General features: G+C 56.0%; 11 protein-coding genes, 1 tRNA gene and 2 pseudogenes. 7 read left to right on the forward strand and 7 right to left on the reverse strand.

Features of this window, described 5'->3' with window-relative positions; all coding sequences use genetic code 11:
* The first annotated feature begins 2 nt into the window (after positions 1 to 2).
* Together C6558_RS36810 and C6558_RS36815 are read left to right on the forward strand one after the other, a co-directional pair.
* Positions 3 to 1,418: an FAD/NAD(P)-binding protein gene (locus C6558_RS36810; RefSeq protein ID WP_107028693.1), complete on the forward strand. Its 1,416-nt coding sequence runs from the start codon at positions 3 to 5 to the stop codon at positions 1,416 to 1,418.
* Between the two features lie 246 nt (positions 1,419 to 1,664).
* Positions 1,665 to 1,955: pseudogene (locus tag C6558_RS36815) on the forward strand (ABC transporter permease subunit); the annotation flags it as partial.
* 73 nt (positions 1,956 to 2,028) lie between these two features.
* Here C6558_RS36815 and ssuD read toward each other — a convergent pair.
* Positions 2,029 to 3,198, reverse strand: a complete 1,170-nt coding sequence (ssuD, locus tag C6558_RS36820) for an FMNH2-dependent alkanesulfonate monooxygenase (RefSeq protein WP_107028672.1) — start codon at positions 3,196 to 3,198, stop codon at positions 2,029 to 2,031.
* Positions 3,199 to 3,779: 581 nt separating this feature from the next.
* On the opposite strand from ssuD, the pseudogene C6558_RS41255 reads away from it, so the two are divergent.
* A pseudogene (locus tag C6558_RS41255) lies at positions 3,780 to 4,059 on the forward strand (dienelactone hydrolase-related enzyme); the annotation flags it as partial.
* A 1,407-nt stretch (positions 4,060 to 5,466) separates the two neighbouring features.
* Here C6558_RS41255 and C6558_RS36840 read toward each other — a convergent pair.
* From C6558_RS36840 to C6558_RS36855, 4 genes are all read right to left on the reverse strand, one after another.
* Positions 5,467 to 6,786, reverse strand: coding sequence for a HAMP domain-containing sensor histidine kinase (locus C6558_RS36840; protein WP_107028675.1), 1,320 nt, complete (start codon positions 6,784 to 6,786; stop codon positions 5,467 to 5,469).
* A complete protein-coding gene (locus C6558_RS36845; RefSeq protein ID WP_107028676.1) occupies positions 6,786 to 7,460 on the reverse strand; it encodes a response regulator transcription factor in 675 nt (224 codons plus the stop codon). The genes C6558_RS36840 and C6558_RS36845 overlap by 1 nt, the downstream gene beginning before the upstream one ends.
* 181 nt (positions 7,461 to 7,641) lie before the next feature.
* A tRNA-Ile gene (locus C6558_RS36850) sits at positions 7,642 to 7,717 on the reverse strand.
* A gap of 217 nt (positions 7,718 to 7,934) precedes the next feature.
* Positions 7,935 to 8,831 carry an alpha/beta fold hydrolase gene (locus C6558_RS36855; protein ID WP_245449331.1) on the reverse strand — a complete coding sequence of 299 codons (897 nt, stop codon included), beginning with the start codon at positions 8,829 to 8,831 and terminating at the stop codon, positions 7,935 to 7,937.
* Between C6558_RS36855 and C6558_RS36860 the strand changes: the two genes are divergently transcribed.
* Entirely contained in the window at positions 8,778 to 9,677 is a 900-nt protein-coding gene (locus tag C6558_RS36860; protein ID WP_107028677.1) for a LysR family transcriptional regulator, read from the forward strand. The two genes, C6558_RS36855 and C6558_RS36860, sit on opposite strands and share 54 nt — an antisense overlap.
* Positions 9,678 to 10,102: 425 nt before the next feature.
* Here the strand turns inward: C6558_RS36860 and C6558_RS36865 are convergent, their stop codons facing one another.
* Positions 10,103 to 10,744: a hydrolase gene (locus C6558_RS36865; RefSeq protein ID WP_107028678.1), complete on the reverse strand. Its 642-nt coding sequence runs from the start codon at positions 10,742 to 10,744 to the stop codon at positions 10,103 to 10,105.
* A 601-nt stretch (positions 10,745 to 11,345) separates the two neighbouring features.
* Here C6558_RS36865 and msuE point away from each other — a divergent pair.
* The gene (msuE, locus tag C6558_RS36870; RefSeq protein ID WP_107028679.1) at positions 11,346 to 11,906 is read left to right on the forward strand and encodes an FMN reductase; all 561 of its coding nucleotides are present in this window, start codon (positions 11,346 to 11,348) and stop codon (positions 11,904 to 11,906) included.
* A 998-nt stretch (positions 11,907 to 12,904) separates the two neighbouring features.
* Here the strand turns inward: msuE and C6558_RS36880 are convergent.
* A complete protein-coding gene (locus tag C6558_RS36880) occupies positions 12,905 to 13,990 on the reverse strand; it encodes a hypothetical protein (protein WP_107028680.1) in 1,086 nt (361 codons plus the stop codon).
* A gap of 774 nt (positions 13,991 to 14,764) precedes the next feature.
* On the opposite strand from C6558_RS36880, the gene C6558_RS36885 reads away from it, so the two are divergent.
* A complete protein-coding gene (locus C6558_RS36885; RefSeq protein ID WP_107028681.1) occupies positions 14,765 to 16,129 on the forward strand; it encodes a hypothetical protein in 1,365 nt (454 codons plus the stop codon).
* A gap of 614 nt (positions 16,130 to 16,743) precedes the next feature.
* Positions 16,744 to 17,478 carry a hypothetical protein gene (locus C6558_RS36890; RefSeq protein ID WP_107028682.1) on the forward strand — a complete coding sequence of 245 codons (735 nt, stop codon included), beginning with the start codon at positions 16,744 to 16,746 and terminating at the stop codon, positions 17,476 to 17,478.
* The last annotated feature ends 271 nt before the right edge of the window (positions 17,479 to 17,749 follow it).

Below are 17,749 nucleotides of genomic sequence, written 5' to 3' on the forward strand. Positions count from 1 at the left end.
GCATGCCCAAGCGCGACGGGAGACCCGTGGTTGCGATCATCGGCGGCGGGTTCACCGGAGCGGCGGTTGCGTATCATCTTGTAGGAAAACTGGGCGCGGGCACTGCGCGGATCGCAGTTTTCGAACCACGATCCGATCTCGGCAGGGGCCTCGCCTACGATACCGACGATCCCGTGCATCGCATCAATGTCCCCGCCGCAAGGATGACATTCATTCCTGACGACGCCGAACACTTCCAGCGCTGGCTTCACTCGCGCAGGGAAGACGATGGGGATCCGGAGTCCATTACGAAGGACGGCCGAATATTCGCACAGCGCCGCGTCTTCGGACGATATGTTGCTGAGCAGCTTGCGCCGCTTGTCGAGAGCGGCGCGGTCGAGCATATCAGGGCGCGTGTGTCGCTGGTCGAGGCATCGGATGGCCGGTGGCGGGTCCAGGCGGAGGGCGGCGCACGTCTCGTCGCAGACATTCTCGTGATCGCAACAACGCATCCGAAGCCGCGCGCGCTAGCCGCGATCGATCGTGTCTTGCGCGGCCATCCCCGTTATGTGCCGGATGCAATGGAGTCCGGTGCGCTTGCGGTCATTCGTCGCGACGATCGCGTCTTGTTGGTCGGCGCCGGACTGACAGCCGCCGACGTCATTGCCTCGCTCGATGCCAATGGCCACAGGGGCGTCATCACCACAATCTCGCGGCGGGGACTGCGTTCCCGTGGCCACCCTGTCCTGCCAGTGGAACCATACGGCGACTTCATCAACCCGCCCAGCTTGACCGTCGTTCACTTGTTACGGCGGGTAAGGCGAACTATTCAACAGGCGTCGGCCGAAGGTATATCGTGGCATGCCGTTTTTGACGGTCTGCGTGCCCAAGGACGCGAAATCTGGCGCGCCTTGTCGATCCAGCAACGCCGGCGCCTGGTTCGATATCTGCGGCCGTACTGGGATGTTCATCGCTTTCGAATAGCGCCACAACTCGAGGACGTGATTAGGCACCGGCTCGCATCCGCAAGTCTGTCATTTTCCGCTGCATCCGTCGTCGCAGCGGCTCTTACCGATGATGGCACGATTTTAGTGACGCTTCGCCATCGTCACGGGCATGGCGAAACAAGGCACGCCTTCGATGCCGTCATTTTGACGACCGGGCCAGGACATGATGCAGTCCTGTCGAGCCAAACGTTTCTCGCAGCTCTAGAAGTGTCCGGATTTCTGCAAGCCGACGCCGTGGGTCTGGGTATCGAAGTCGATGCCGAGAGCCATCCTATCGATCGGGACGGAAGTAGCCTCACCAACGTACTGATCGCTGGCCCCCTCGCACGCGGTACCTTCGGGGAACTCATGGGGCTGCCACAGGTGACGTCGCACGCTGTATTTGTTGCTGAGAAAATTTACGAACTTCTGAGAGATGTCGCGTCAAAATGAGGCGGCGCAGTCCAAGGGTCGAAATAGTATTCACGATCCAAACTCGACCTCTTGTAGCTCGATTTCAGAACCTCAGCTCAATCGATCAAGGATGCCATGGGTCGCGGATGCGACAGATCAGTGATCAACGGATCGTTCGTGACTAGCTGCACCTGTTTGCACCTGCACGGCACGCAGTGTTTGCAGGATGCCCGTAGCAGGTTCCTATCATCGAACAGCGTCCTGTAGTTCGCGCCTGGATGCGGCGCCGTGCGGGCCATGGCAGGCAGCCGCTGGACGAGCATTCGCGAGGTGTTGGTACCCGAAGCTTAGCCCAGTATCGTCGCAGGTTTGACGGTCACGCTCGTCACCTTGATCGGAGGGCTGCCATGGCCGGCGCGATCGGTGCCAGTGGACTCGACGATCCGCCGTCCGATACGGCTACCAGCGCTTTGAGACGACGATAATGATCGCCGTCGTAGCGATCCTGATAGTCTGGTTTGTGGCATCCAGTGGTTCGGAGACCGTCTTGTGGAACGGCTCGATCACCGAAGCTGATATCATAGGAGTGCGACTATGTGTCGGCCATGCGGGGTATGGGCGACACATAGTTCACCCGGTGTCGGGTGGCTTATCGTGCCGTTTTCAGCTTCACATTTCCACCATGGCCGCCTCCGCCGAAAACATGGGGTTCTCCGAAGGATGCGCGCAGTTGATTGCGGGGTTCGGAGAGGCCGATTTCAGGGAAAAGCAATTCGGAAACGCGGTATGCTTCTTCGAGGTGGGGATAACCCGACGCGATCACCGTATCGATGCCGAGCGCCTGATATTCGCGCAGGCGTGCCGCAACCGTCTTTTTCGAACCGACAAGCGCCGTGCCGGCACCAGACCGGACAAGTCCGACGCCAGCCCAAAGGTTTGGAGATACTTCCAGCTTGTCTCGGCGGCCGTTATGCAGTGCGACCATGCGCGCCTGTCCGACCGAGTCGGAGTTCTTCGTCAGCACTTCCTGAGCTGCCGCAATGGCCTCGTCCGACAGCTTGGAGATCAGCTTATCGGCGGCCTCCCAGGCTTCTTCGTCGGTCTCGCGCACGATGAAGTGCAGGCGTATGCCAAACGTCGCCTTGCGTCCGCGGGCAGCCGCGACCCTTCTTGCATGGGCGATCTTTTCGGCAACCTGTGCCGGTGGCTCGCCCCATGTCAGATACTTGTCGACGAGACCGCCGGCGAATTCGATGGCAGCGTCAGATGATCCGCCGAAGTATATCGGCGGTCGCGGGTTTTGGACCGGAGGCAGGCCGAGCCGTGCGTCCTTCGCGACGATATACTTTCCGTCGAGCGTTGATCGTCCGGTCTCAATAAGTTCGTTGAAAACCTGGAAGAACTCCGCAGCATGATCATAACGCTCGTCATGCGGCAAGAAGATGCCGTCGCCTGCAAGCTCCTGGCTGCTGCCGCCGACCACGATGTTCAACAGGAGCCGGCCGTTCGAGACCCGGTCCAGCGTCGAGGCAAGACGTGCATAATAGGCCGGCGTCGCCGTGCCGGGCCGGATCGCGACGAGAAATTTCAGCTTCTCCGTCCTTGCCGCAAGGTCGGCGGCCAACACGAAAGATTCCTCGCACGCGGCGCCTACGGGGATCAGGACGCCTGAATATCCCAACCGGTCAGCAGCGACCGCGATCTCTCTAAAATAGCCGGGATCCGGGGGGCGGCTAAGATCGTCCGACCCGAGATAGGAGCCGTCTCCCGAAGACGGGATGAACCAGAGAAAGTCGAGGGGTTTCTCGCTGTCACTCATTTGAAAATTCCTGCCGTAAGCATTTAAGTTTTCCGCTCAGGGGCATTGCGCCCGAGCCATACGCTCGAAACAATAATCAAAACTATAGGGTTAGTAAGGAATTATGTTCTCTTGCGCTTGAACGGTTCGGAATTTTTTCTCGACATACTGTTCAACCTAACCCGATGCAGCCTCATTCATCCTGACTAAAGAATTTCCATAGTGAGACCGGCTTTTGGAAACACATCATGTCCATCGAGCGAAGAGATTGGGCATGTGGGTTCTGATTAATGGGAAACCGTATTAGCGGTCCTCGCTCGTGTTCATCGCGGTAGCATCTGCAACGCTTCGACTGGCGTCGTGCGTTTGAGGAGCCGAGTCAGATCGCACATTGTGGCTTGGCTAGTCAGTGATACGTTTTGCCGGCCATCCGCTGATCGACGCATTCGCTCATCTTTCGATCTGAACCGCGCCGGTTTGCCGGAGGCTCCAACTTCTGAGAAAGTGGAGCCGATATGAGCAAGACAACCAACAAATTTTCACCGGAAGTCCGCGCCCGAGCAGTGCGGATGGTTTTGGATCACCAAGGCGAATAGTCTCAGATTGAGCTGGCCGATTTAAGAAGGGCCTGGGGTCCACTTAACATGGAGAACTACGCGCATCGTTTGTCGCGAGCTGATCTCGGCGAAAAGAGACAATGTGGTGTTGCCAGAGTTATCGGAGAGGTTCATGCAAAGGCTGACGTATGCCGGAGCCAGGCCAAATATTCTGAAACTAAACTGTGGTCACTATTCGCTCGCCAAGCCGCCGTTCCTTTTGTCGGCCGGTTGGAGCTTGAAGCGGTTTCTATCGCGTGCTGACAAATCGGCTCTGCGAATATGAGCTTGGCGCTGCCGTCAACTTACCAGCAAGTACTCCGGTCGGCGTCAAGAAAGGTCGCCTGAGCGAGGCCCTCTTAGCCTCCTGAGCCATGAGATCGAAATTGAGAAGCAAGCGTTTTCAGACGGGCCGTCACATCCACGTTCCCGCTCTGGACATGCAGACCAAGCAGATTGGAATGGACCTGTTCCCGAACCCTGACGAGAGTGGTCACAAGCACCATACCGACGGCGCTGTCCACCGTTCTGACAATGTGCGCCAACGATGCGATCCACGGAATTTCTGGGAAGGTGATATCCTCTGTAATGGCAACCATCGTCGGGACGGCGATGAGTGGTGCCCCAACGGCCTTGAGCATCGCACCGAGGAAGAATCATCGTCAATTCAAACACTTATAAGGTTTGTTGCAACGAATATCCCTGCGGCTGTCAGCAGGCCGCCCGCCGCCAGGGTTGGTACCTGCGCCCAGACGCCTGCCTAAATTCTGAAAAATGGGAATGCGCATCACGATAAGGTCCGCCTCAACTCTGAGGCCGGTCGCCGGTGCAAGCTTTTCATGCTTGGCAACGACGTTTTAATCGCTTTCACTCACCTTCATAAACCATGATCCGCCGACGGCCTGGACGGCGACGTTGGCGGATAGGCGAGCACACACTCGGCGTGTCCAGTGACATGCAGCCAGAGATCGACTTTACCGACGGCACTCGCGCCGATCAGGGTCCCGCATGCAACGCTCCCTGCGCGCTTGATCGGCCATAACCTGGGCGTCTCTGGCAATGTCCATGGTCAATCGGGTCCGTTCCAGCGACTCCAGCTGCCGGACGTCCTGTCGGCGCTGTTGTTCGAGCATGCAGTTGCTATAAGCAGACGAGCCGTAGGGTGCTCCAAAGCTTTGGCAGGTGTTCGCGTCTCGCTGGGAACGTATGTATTGCCGCTCCTCGCCGGAAACGCACCCTGATAGGGTAATGCCCAGCAGAGCCATTGACAATATCGAGATGGCTAGACGATCTTGTCCCACGGGAGGGTATTTCAGCATTGGATTGATCTCCGTTGTTGGTTGAGCGTTGACGGTCTAGTGGCGCGCGGGCAAGTTCCATCGCCGCCCGCACGACCGTATGACCAATCCGAGCCATAAATCAGGGGAGGGTTGCGGCAACATTGTCTAAGTTCGGACAGCTAACAATCCGGTATCTTCCAACAAGCCGCTTTTTCCGGTCTGGACCATACCGACCGAGTCGTTCCCTGGAGCGGCTGTGATGATGACCCCTTAGATGAACAGCGCCTACGGCAGTAGTGCGCTGCAAAACAAACGTTGAGCTATAAGGCATACTGCGGCTGTGGAGCCGGCAGCCTGGCGCCATGCGGATAAATGCGCAGGGCAACATTGCGCCCACATTGGCTGGATCACGCTTATCGAACCGCGGTAAACTCTACCCGGACGATCGCTCCCCCGCCTGATCCCGTCGCGATCTTAATGAGGCCGCCATGATGCTCTACGATCTGTCTGACCAGATTGAGACCTAGGCCAGCGCCGCCAGCGCGCGGCCGCAGTCGGTAAAATGGCTCGAATATCCGATCGCGCTCTTCTTCTGGGATGCCATAGCCATTATCCTCAACTTCCAGAGAGGCGCCATCGATCCGCACGATGACCTCGTCACCCCCGTGTTCAACCGCATTTTGTATGAGGTTTGTGAGCGCGCGCTCTATCGAGCCCACATTGCCTGAAATTGTCCCAGACCTTTCAATGACCACCTCAATCGCCTTTCCTGAATCGAACAGCATCGGCGCAAGGTCAGCGGCGACGTTGCGTGCAAGTACTGAGAGATCGATCCGGTCGGTTGGCGCTCCGTTTTCCAATCGATGGAGATCGAGCAGTTGCTCGGAGAGGTTCGCGAGGCGTAACACATCCGGCAAAAGCGAGCGTGTACCTTTTTCGTTCGCAGAATCTATCTTCATGCGCAATATCGCAATCGGTGTCCGAAGCTCATGGGCGGCTGAAGCGATGAAACGTTGCTGGCGGTCATAGCCAGCATCGAGACGGCCGAGAGCTCCGTTGAAAGCGCGAACCAGCGGCCCAATCTCACGCGGGACCACGTCTTCCGAAAGTTGGAAACCGCGACGCTCGGCGTTGATATGCTCAACTTCTTCTGCAGTCGTTATGACGCCGACCAAAGCGCGCTTGACGATCATTGGCGTCGCGACGACAGAGACGACTGCCAAGGCCAGGAAAATGGAGGCGGCCACGATGTTCGACGCCATCGTGATCAGCACTGTGAATGGTTGGACACTGCCGTGTGCGATTACGTTCATATCACCTAAGGGCCCCGTTTCCTGTCTCACAACAGCGGAAAGGGTAAATGGGGCGAATTGCCCGCGCATGTCTGCAGAAGATAGTTTGTGGAGGTGGGGGACGAGGGGAGCGAACTCCCCCGGAACTTGGCCGAAAGTAATCACGCTGCCGTCGCTAAGCCGTGCCGCGAACCAGAGGTCCGGTGATTCCTGTCGAATTTTCGCAAGTTCGGGTGTGACTTCCACTTGGACCTTTCCGTGTCCGTCGTGGACGATGGCATTCGCTGCGACCTTCGCGACCGCCTCATCGGCGTACATACCGTCGAGAGTCGAGTTGACGAAAAAGACAATGAGGCCGGAGGCCGCTGCAGCGATCGTAAGAAACTGCAGGATAAGTTGCCGAAAAATGAGGCGCGCCTTCAGTGATGGCTGACTTCCCATCACTCCGCGGCTCTGAGCAAATAGCCCACTCCTCTGACGTTACGGATCTCGACGCCGGCGCCGACATCGCTCAATTTTCGGCGGAGCCGTGAAATGTGAGAGTCGAGTGTATTTGACTCAATCGCGTCGTCGAAGCCATAGACAGCTTCCTCAAGAGACTCGCGCAGGACAACGCGCTCACGCCGACGTAGCAGTGCGGTAAGCACTCTCACTTCACGCCTCTGTAGTTTCAACCGCGTTTCTCGCACCCGTGCTTCGCCGAACGCCATGTCGAAAACGAGATCACCGATGTTGATCTCGTCCGGTGCAAGCACACTTGGGCGGCGCTGCACCGCACGAATGCGAGCGAGCATTTCTTGAAGGTCAAAAGGCTTCACCAAGTAGTCGTCGGCGCCGTCGTCGAGTCCGGCTACTCGGTCAGACAGTTCTCCGCGTGCACTCAACACAATGATCGGCACGCCCGGAGTGTCGACTCGAAACTGTGAAATCAGGTTGAGGCCGTCTCCGTCGGGAAGCGTGCGATCAAGCAAGACGAGTTCGTGCACGCCTGACTTTGAAGCTTCCCTGGCGAGAGAAACGCTATCGACCCAATCCACTACAAAACGGTTGCGATTGAGCGCGCCGCGCAAAGCTTTGGCGAACTCCGCCTCATCCTCAACGAGCAAGATTCTCATGTTACCTCCGGCCTCGTATGGCGCACCGGTCTGCGCGGGCTATTCCTGAAACATATGGGCACCGAGCAGGCCTAGGCCACTCGCGAGTTAATCGCTACTGCATCAATCAAGTTTTTTCTTGAACTCCGGATTTGCCGCAGCCCAGTTGAGGATGGCCGTTTGGCGATCGGCGTAGTGGTAATGGTGGGCCCGGCAGGACTCGAACCTGCAACCAATCGGTTATGAGCCGACGGCTCTAACCATTGAGCTACAGGCCCCACAGGAAGTTTCTAAGGGCAGCGAGCCGATTGATCAAGCGCGTGTCGTGACGAACTTGTTCGCAACCTTTGCTGGCATGGAAAGCAGGTTCGAGCCGTCGACGGTGGGAACGACAAAGAATCAGCCGATACGAACAGCCGGGAAGCTCGAACGGCAATGCGATGTCGCTCCGACGCAGGCATGATACCGTGAGCGGGTGACTTTCGACTCCGCTCCTCAATCTACTGAAGCCACAGCTTTGAGGATGACGTCTGCAGTCTCTTTGGCATGAGACATGTAGACCATGTGGCTCGACATGATATCGGTAGTGCCTGTATTGGCGCGCTTGTACATCCAACGCAACAGGGCAGGCGGGATCACTTTATCTTCGGTCGTCACAATGCCAAACGTAGGCTTCACACGCCAAGCGGCATGCTGAATTCGCGTCTGGTAGGGCTCAAGCGACATGGGCTTTGCCGATGCTGACATGAAGGCGGTGACGTCGTCTGGAAGGTCCGCACCGATATTGTCATGGTAAGTATCGGGAGAGGGAACGAAGCTCTGGCCGTCCAACATCTTCATGTCGATCTTCATTGGAAAGCGTTGGGAAAGCTCGGTGAGATTTTCACCTGCGTCTGGTTGAAGTGCGGCGACGTAGACCATCGCCTTCACATTATTCTCGTCACCCGCCTCGGTAATGACCGCGCCACCATAGCTGTGACCAACGAGAACCGTTGGACCGTTCTGCTGCTTCAGAATCAAACGGGTCGCCGCTATGTCGTCGGCGAGACTGGTATGCGGCAACTGTACGACACTGACCGAGAGACCTTTGGTCCTGAGGATGTCATAGACCTGCCGCCACCCCGAACCGTCCATGGTTGCACCATGGACGAGTACGACGTTCCGTGCATCAGCGTGAGCAGGACCGGACACTGCCATCCCGGCGATGAGAGCCGATATCAGTTTCTTTAAAGTCATCTTTTCCTCGGTGTTTAAGATCGTGATGACTAGAAGGTAACGATTAAACCGATTATCTATTAGTCCGCACAGTTTGCATAAAGATATCGATGAGTTGAATAAATGGATCGCCTTGTCCTGCGTGACCTTGCCGTCTTCGAAGCCGTCGCGAGGCATCGGAGCTTCACCACGGCGGCGGCAGAGCTTGGGATTTCCCAATCCTCCCTCAGCTATGCAGTGGGTCAGCTTGAGCAACGGATCGGCATGGCACTCCTCGCGCGCACCACTCGGAACGTTTCGCCTACCGAGGCAGGGCAGAGGCTGCTCAACACGTTAGCGCCGGCTCTCAGAGATATCGGAGACAGTTTGGCAAGCCTTCAGGAGATGCGCGCCACAGTCTCGGGTTCGGTCCGCCTGACCATGGTCCCTGTCGCGTTTGAGACGATACTCGGGCCGGCCTTGAAATCCTTCAAGGACATGTTCCCGAACGTCAGGGTCGAAGTCTCGATCGACGAAGGTCTGAATGATATAATCTCCGAAGGTTTTGATGGGGGTATAAGATTTAACACACTCGTTGAAAAAGATATGGTTGCGGTACCCCTGACACAGTCCACCGCAGTATTGATTGTTGCCTCACCCGCCTATCTCGAAAAACGAGGACTTCCGACCAAACCCGACGACCTCGCAGATCACGCCTGCATTGGTTACCGATTTGTCAGCTCGAACAGACTCTATCGATGGACGTTGGCGAAGGGCAAAAAGAACGTTGAGTACGGGAATGACGGAGGATTGGTGTTTAATGACGGCGCGGCGATCCGCGCCGCGGCGCTCGACGGTCTCGGATTGGCTTATCTGTTCGAGTCGCAAGTTCACAACGACATTGCTTCAGGGAAGTTGGTGCCGGTGCTCACGGATTGGCTCCCGACCTTACCCGGCTTCAGTCTCTATTACCCAGACAGAGCGAGGACAGCCCCCGCATTTAGAGCGATGATCGACCATTTGAGGGCTACCCGCAAGCGATGAGTCTGCGAAGCCTCACTCGCGTTGGCACCTACCAATTGCATAATAGAAAAAGGAACCGATATTGGCTTACTCAGCCGACGTCAAAAGCGGCGGAAGGCGCCCCTGGGTGTTCGTTCCGGTTTATGAACGATGCGAACTATGCGTCCCTTGAGGACCGCGGCGTTTACGATCCGAGCCCTTAACCTTGGTGCCAGGCTTGGGTGGCGCGTCGCCCATCTCGTTGCGCAAAATGTGCCGAAGATGTCCCGTCCTCCGTAAAGACAATGATTGGTTCTTCTCAGGCTGGGAAGCTGTCGTAAGCGCTGAGGCGTTCGTCCTTGGAGAACGACCCAGTTCTGTAATGCTGCGGCTCCAAATGTCCTCACCCGATTTCTTTGGAAAGTGCGGCGACAGCATTTGCGGCCGCCGCGTGCAATGTTCAAATGTCAGTCTTGCGCCGAGTGGTTGACTTTCTCCGGATTGAAACCGTCGGCGTTGTCGAACACTCCCATAAAGCCTGGAACGGTTGCTTCGCGCGACCAGTCACGTTGAAGTTCACAATACATTTGAACACGACTGATCAGTTTAGCACCCGCCTGTTCGACGCGACGCAGCGCGGCCTCGTGCGCGGCGAGCGAAGTGCCGCCGACTGCATCTACCGGAACATAGACCTCATAACCTTCTTGAAGCGCATCTAGTGCGGGAAAGGTTAGGCACGCTTCTGTCCAGAGCGCCGTCATGATGAGCTTGCGACGACCGATCGCCTTGACAGCTTGCTTAAACTCAGTGTCCTCCCAGCTGTTAATCGAGGTCCGGTCGTAAGTCGGCAGGTGACCTATTACCTCCTGGAGTTCCTGAATTGGCGGCTTGTTGCGTCCAGATTTGACGTTAACGGTCGAGTGTATGATCGGGAGGTTGTAATTGACTGCGGCCCTAGCCGTGCTCACGATGTTGAAGACCAGTTCCTCGCGCGGCATCGAACGGATCGATGAGACCTGGATTGGTTGGTAGTCGATGATGACAAATGCGGAATTTTCCGGTGTGAGAAGATGGTCCGTGTGGGAATTACGGATTGGTTCACTGGTCATGACGTGTCTCCCTTGCTGATTGATGCACGCTTAAGTTGAAAATAGGCTCTTTATCAAATGAAAGGGCAAGCGCATTCCCATCCACAGGTAAGAGGTTGCTCGATGGTAGATCTAACCGTGCGGAAAACTGCAACGCGTGCAGCATAGACTGGCGCCGGCGGACCCTTGGCCGGACACCCGCTATTGATGGCGAGATTGTTACGCACGTAAGTTCCCCTGTTCAGCAGGTTATTGGTATCGACGCAGTATGCGCTGTTGTAGTCGCGAGGGACGACTAACTGTGTCGCACAATGAGGAACGAAACCTTAGCCGCCGTAATCTGGGACGGGCGATCTTGGAGTGTCGGATGACGCCCCCGGAACTCGAAGTGGACGGGCACGGTTAGGACAGCGGGGATTTAGGCCCGCTGGTAATGGCAGACGAGCCAGAGTGCTGATCCACTAAATCCTGCTTCGATTTAAGCCAAAGAATACGCTCGCCGGACGCTCACCGTGGAACAAGCGGCGCGAGTGAACTTTTTCGCGAAGCGCACAAGAAAGAGTGTGGAGTTTCTTTAATCCATAAAAAATATGGAGAATTATTTGGCAATTCGGAGGATCCCATGTCCATACCCCAGCTCGTTGGCATCATTGGCAGCTTCAATCGCCCATCAAAAACCTACGTTCTCGCGGAGCATATCGCATCGTTGATCGGTGAACGCCACGCGGTCGAGACCGAACTCTATGATCTCACCGATGTCGGACCGTCACTTGGACGTGCGCTTTGGCGCAAGGACCTGGACGAACAGGCAAGAAGGATTGTCGATGCCGTCGTTTCGGCCGATGTCCTTATCGTTGGGTCCCCGACATATAAGGGCTCCTATCCCGGATTGTTCAAGCATTTGTTCGATTTGATCGATCCGCACGAACTCAAGGGCAAACCGATAATCCTGACTGCGACCGGTGGTGGCGACCGGCATGCGTTGGTGGTTGAGCACCAGCTCCGCCCCCTCTTCGGGTTCTTTAGCGCGCAGACACTTCCCACCGCGGTCTACGCATCGGATGTCGATTTCAAGGATTACAACGTCGCGCCATCGCGTCTGGCTGCACGCCTCGACGACCTCCTGTCTGATGTTGCGAACATTTTTTCGGCCCTCGATGCGAGGATCGACTATGCAGCGTGAGGTGCGCTCTGACGCTGTGTCGGTAACTGAATTCCGACTTCAATGTACCCATCTCTGGTCCGGACATATAACGTTCCATATGATCGAAGCCGTTGCGGATGCGGATCGGTTGGAGGGGGCACTGCGGCAGTTTTTGACGCTGGTCAGGCGTGTTCAAGGCTCAGGAGGTAGCGGCGAGTATGGACGCTGGGGCGAGACGCATTGGGATTGATCCCTCGCAGCTGTTCACCTGGTAGCGAAATACCCGTCTGATCATCATCGGCGACGCAGTGATCCCCGTGGATGTCGGGATCGACGAGTCTTATCTTGTCAGGCTGATCCGCGCAGTGCGCTCTGCATGATACCCTCTGGTGCGAAGGTCTTTCTCCCCAGAGATCCAATTGACTTGCGCAATTATGCGGAGCTCCGCGTAACCGTAAGAGAGGAAATATGGCGTTGGTGCGCGAAAGCCACCATGACCCGTTCAATGGCTCGCTCTACGTTTCCCGTGCCAAAACGGGCGACCTGATCGAGATCGCCTGATGGGATGCATAGGGTGTCTGTCTTTTATTCGGAGCGGCTGGAGAAAACCCTTTTGTCAAATTTTCCTATATTGAGATTGGCAGGATAAAAGCCGCAGTAAACATTTCCTGACCGTAACCACCAATGACTGAGCGAACTTTCACAATGTGACCTATAGCGACAATTCGGTATCTTTCGAGGATGCAAGCCATGAACGACGCAGGGGTCATCGATCACAAGGCATGTGAGATCAATCGCGATGCTTCACAGGAGATAATCACTTTCCACGACGCGCATGGAGAAGATGTTTGGAGTAAATATTTCTTATTGGGTTAAACAAGTGTTAAGTTGACCGGCTACGTAAGGGGCAGGTATAGGCCTGTGATCCCGCACGTCTGTTAATAGGGTGCAAGTTGAGTGCACGTTGACAAAAGAAATCCTCTAGGCCGATTTCTTGTTGAAGTCCCCTCCGGCCATTATGCGTTCATGCCGGCCCTTCAGGCGGCGGCGGCGCGGATGGCGGCAGTGAGAGCCGCCATGATCGCCTCGTTGACGGCAATGTCGTAACCGACGAGCCCGACAGGAAAAAAGGCGGCGTCGCAGACACAGACGTGGAACATGCGCAGAAAGGCCGGATTGGCGAGGACGTCGCCAATGTTGACAGCGCCGTCACGCTTGCCTTGGCCGGTCAATTTTTCTCCCTTGCGGGAGTAGAAGAGAGCCAGTGGATCAACGTTGCGCTGCTCCATGGCGTCGAGGTCGTCGCCGATCATAGCGCCGAACTTGGTGATGAGGCGCTCGATATACGCCGCGGGAAGATCGTCGATGCCCTGGGAGAGGACTTTGGCATTGGGGCCGATCTCGTTCTCCTCGACAACGGGTTTGCCGGCATTGGTGGCGGTGATGAGGTAAGCGGCAACAGGGATCTCGGCGCGGTCGTTTGTCGCAGTCAAGAGGATCTTGACTTCCTTCTGTAGTCTCTCGACAAGTTCGAAGTTGGTGGTGCCGCTCTTGCTGAGCACCTTGATGTGCTTGATCCTGTCGCTAGCACCGTAGTTGAGCATGCGGATGCATGCTTCGGCGATGGCGGAGGATCCGATGACAAGCACTTCGACGTCGATCTTGTTTTTAAAGACGAGGTCGAAGAAGACGAGCGCAAACCAGCCCGTGCGAAGATCGGAGGGGCTGATGCATTCAAGTGTCATCTTACGCACACCGGTGTCCTTGTCGGCAAGAAACCCATCGGCATGGGAGACGGGCAGGTTCTTCGGCTTGTTGTCGCGGCCGAAGGAAATAACCTTGGCGCCGGAAATCTCGTTGACGCTCCCGACCATGGCGCCCATGGACCAGGGGTCGGAGCCGGCGAAGTTGGCGTACTTCTTGGCATGGGTGGTCATGCCCGCGGAGTGTTTCTCGTAGAAACCTTCGAGAGCCTTGGCGACGAACTCCACGTCGGCGACCACGCCAAACTGGGCGAGAAATGCTTCGGTCCAGTGGAAGGGGAGGATTACATCCTCGACCTTGTTACCCGCCTTGACCAATTCGATGATCTTGGTCTTGAGCGAGGGAAGAATGGCTTCCATGGCGATGGTTGTTGCGAATGGCGCAAGTTGTTTTTCTGGCTCTGTCAGCTTTGCTAGCAAGGATCGGCTTCAATGACGTACCGTGCAATGGGCACAAAGAGCAGATGGCAAGAGCGGCTTGCCGATTGATGCTTGAGAGATGTGGTGTTGCAGGCTGAGGTTGAGAAGACAGGCAGATTGGCCGCTTTTTATATACCTCTTCACATGCTATCGGCTTTTCGGGATTTGAGCATCTCCCATTATCCGACTGCAAGGGTGAGACGAGCATGCCTGTTGGATGTAACCCGTGAGCACATATCTGTCTGCCTGGAACATTGGGATCCGCCCGCCGGCAGCCTTTGGTTGGCCAGCGTCTTGTCTGCCCCGTTTCATGGCGAAAGGCCAAGGGAGGCGCAGGTCGTATTCGTCAGCACAGCTGACATGTCCGGTCAGCTGGACATCGATCAACTCAGTCGAGACACGGCTGACAGTGGCGTGGCATCACGCTATTGGCGCAAAAATCGCTCACCCCTTTTGATTGCCAATCGGAAGTGCCGAGACAATGCAGACTAGAAAAAACCCATTGAAGTGCTTCTTGGCATTGTCAAAGGGGCCGATATCGCTCCCGCTGGCCTGGGGCAGGCCTGCCTTGCAGTTATATTGCGCGAAGGCCCGCAACGATTTGAGATCACCAAACCATCATCGTGCTACGATTTAGCACACGCCCTTCATCGTCGACCATTTCGACCTGTTGCTTTCACGTCGACCATTTCGACCCGCGCTCAAGAAATCACCATGTGGGACTTTCGCTGGGTCAGCATCTACCAGGACTTCGACCGCAAGACGGCGAAGGATGGAGACTTCCGCAACGAGGAGGCTGGTGTCAGCCAGGACCTTCGCGATGAACTTGTCGGGGAGGTCGCCATTCTTGCGCGCGACCCCCGTGCCGGCTGGGCGCTCCGTTTCTATCTGAACTGGTACACGTCCAAGATCCTCCACAAGTTCGACATTGTGCAGAGCGGCACCAGGTTTCACTGGGGGTTCGTTCCTCACGCTCTCCAGGCCCTGTGGTTGTTTGTCGGATCGCTCGTCGTTCCCATTCGCATCCCGGAATGGGGTGCTGTTGTGCGTCTTGTTCCCTCACACATCCGAGCCGTCGGCATTTATGTCGCCTTGTTCTCGTGCTGGGCCATGACGAACGAACTCTTCATGAGGACGACGGAAGACCAGTTTCTCGCTCTCTGGATCCCGACGATGACTTATATGGTGGTCAACGAAACGCCCGATTGGCGTTATCTGCACGAGGAAAAATGGTTCACCTGGACCATTGTCGGCTCCACCTGTGTTTTCGTCTTCGTCGTTTCCCTCCGGCGTCTCATCTTCAACGCGCTGCTCAAGCTTTGCTTTCGTTGGAAACGCTACGATACGGACTTCATCGCAGAGATCACCCGGGTCCATGAGCGACTGCATTTCCCCAGCAACAAGGTCTTGAACCTGATCGACCGGCATCAGTTCGTTTCAACCTACTGGCAAATGATCTGGGAGCCGAGCAAGCTCAGCGCCAATCTTTCCATTCGCAATTCGTTTCTCAAGGAGGATATTGGCGATCTTCAGGACGGGCTTGGCTGTCGCGCAAAGCGACCGGCGGTTGTTGAGGCCAAGCCATCCTGGTGGTCCACCATCAAGAAATGGCTGTTTGGTGGGCAATATCCCCGTGGACCCAAGCTCTCCATGGCCTTTCTGGCGCTCCTTGTCCTTACCTTCGCCATCGCGCCATTTTTTAACTTCGAGATCGTCATGGCCAGTGCTATTCCCTGGGGATTGCGATGCATGCTTCGCATTGGTGTTCCCACAATTTCACCCAACCAATCGACCGGGGATGTCGCGAAGATTTTTGCCATCGTCGTTGCCACGGGCCTGACGGACTTTCCTTTCTCCATTGCTCTCGTTTCGACCAAATTCCTGATCTTCGACAGCGTCATCGCCCGATGGTTGTTGATGGCCCTGGTGGCCCTTCTGGTGCTGACCATTTCGGACGCGATTGCGCCCTTCCTGTTATTCCTTTGTGAGAAACTTGGCTGGGCCGATCCTCCCCACTTGCGTCCTCGCCCGGAACATCCGGCCGTCGAGGGCGGAGAACATGAACTTGCCGAACATTGAACAGAAGCTCGCATTGCCGCCATTCGGCAAAGCTGAGGATATCAACACCTCACGAAAACAACCGTCAGCCGCTCAACCGTCTGACATGAGCACATGATGGACCTGAGACATCTAAAATGGGATTTTCCTTCGCTGACATTCTCATCAGCCCCCACACCCTTTAGCTATGCCGTTCATAGGAAGTAGACGAATAAAATCTTGTTTGTCTCAATCATGATATTTGAAGATATGTGGCATGTCCCGTGATCGAAACCATGGCGTGATGGCTCAAGAATGGCTGTTTCAGGCCGCGCCAAATCTGTTGCCGATGATCTTTGGTCACATGCGTGTGACCTTGTTCGCCAAGCCAATAGTGCGGCATGAGGCATTTTTTCGAAGGCGCAACTGAGACGGCCACGTCATCCGTTATGCACTGCCCCAGCCTCGTATGCCACGTCAGCGTCCTCGCCGGAGCTGAACACCCAATAGGGAAGCTGCGGGATTTTTAGGATGATGCCAAGCCAACAGCGTGAAATTCTGCCTCGTATTCGAACATGGAGCTGACCTCACGGGCGCTTGGAGGCCTTGGCTCCGGTTAGGTCGGCATCCGATACCGCACACCTGCTAGAGGCGTTTTGGTCTATAAAAACGTGGCTCACGGACGGCTCAAGCTGACTTCATCGACAAACAACTTCATCATTCCGGAAGTCATTCTTCCCATCTTTTTTCCACACCAGATCACAGTCTCATTCGCAAACCGAGTGCCTCACATCATGTCTCTTCTTTCGCCACTCGAAAAGGAGATCGGCGAGGTCTTCAATAGCCCTGCCCTGAAGAAGTACGTCACCAACAAGCTTGACGACGATGAGGACGAACCCGACTTGCCCGAGAGGGAGAAGGATCAGTCACCTGATGAGTGGCGCTTGGCTGCAATCAAGGCAGTGGGCGGCCAAGGCTTGAACGACCCGATCTTCAGTATCAAAACCAAGGTGAAGCAGGAAATGGCCCTCAGTCTTCAAGGACAGGTTTTGGTGGAGGGGGCGACCTATTACGTGTTCCCAGGGGAAATGAGTGCGGAAACTGCAACCGAATTCACCAAGGATTTCGGCCGTCCCGTCTCACCAAGATCCGTCAACAACTCCATTCGCTTCCTGATCAAGAAGAAGCACGACCAGGCGGAGAAACGGCTTGCGGATCGTGTCGCGGCACAGGTCTCCCAAAGCAATCGCGGGTCGGGAAATCAGCGTGGAAACTGGAACAAAGCACGCGGAGGCAGGCGGGGGGGATTTGGCGGGCCGAGCAACAGGAACGGCTTTGCAGGATGGAACCGGGGATTTAATCCCACTGGATCTTGGCGTCCTGGTTTTTGATGGGTGTTGCTAAGATCTTTCTTCAATACAAATCTCATGTCTCTCCATTTTGACGTTCATCGCGTGATCATGCCCTTTTCCGCTCGAGCAATTTCAGGCTTATGCCCATGTCGTGTGTTAGCTGATGAACCGGCTGCCGATTGTGATCATGTGATGTTCCAGGGATCTAGATGCCGAGGTTCAAATAGAATTTAGGCTTGGCGTCGTCATAAGGGTCTTTGGCAGAAGGGGCCGCCACGTGATGTCTCGGCACAGAGGCAGAGGCAGGATA

Origin of the sequence: Ensifer sp. NM-2 (assembly GCF_003024455.1) — a bacterium.
Taxonomy (GTDB): domain Bacteria; phylum Pseudomonadota; class Alphaproteobacteria; order Rhizobiales; family Rhizobiaceae; genus Ensifer; species Ensifer canadensis.

Bases quoted from the DNA above. Each gene is read 5' to 3' on its own strand.
- msuE (WP_107028679.1), top strand. From the start codon at position 11,346: ATGTCCATACCCCAGCTCGTTGGCATCATTGGCAGCTTCAATCGCCCA.
- C6558_RS36855 (WP_245449331.1), bottom strand. From the start codon at position 8,831: ATGCCTCGCGACGGCTTCGAAGACGGCAAGGTCACGCAGGACAAGGCG.
- C6558_RS36810 (WP_107028693.1), top strand. From the start codon at position 3: ATGCCCAAGCGCGACGGGAGACCCGTGGTTGCGATCATCGGCGGCGGG.
- C6558_RS36865 (WP_107028678.1), bottom strand. From the start codon at position 10,744: ATGACCAGTGAACCAATCCGTAATTCCCACACGGACCATCTTCTCACA.
- C6558_RS36860 (WP_107028677.1), top strand. From the start codon at position 8,778: ATGGATCGCCTTGTCCTGCGTGACCTTGCCGTCTTCGAAGCCGTCGCG.
- ssuD (WP_107028672.1), bottom strand. From the start codon at position 3,198: ATGAGTGACAGCGAGAAACCCCTCGACTTTCTCTGGTTCATCCCGTCT.
- C6558_RS36840 (WP_107028675.1), bottom strand. From the start codon at position 6,786: ATGGGAAGTCAGCCATCACTGAAGGCGCGCCTCATTTTTCGGCAACTT.
- C6558_RS36845 (WP_107028676.1), bottom strand. From the start codon at position 7,460: ATGAGAATCTTGCTCGTTGAGGATGAGGCGGAGTTCGCCAAAGCTTTG.
- C6558_RS36885 (WP_107028681.1), top strand. From the start codon at position 14,765: ATGTGGGACTTTCGCTGGGTCAGCATCTACCAGGACTTCGACCGCAAG.
- C6558_RS36880 (WP_107028680.1), bottom strand. From the start codon at position 13,990: ATGGAAGCCATTCTTCCCTCGCTCAAGACCAAGATCATCGAATTGGTC.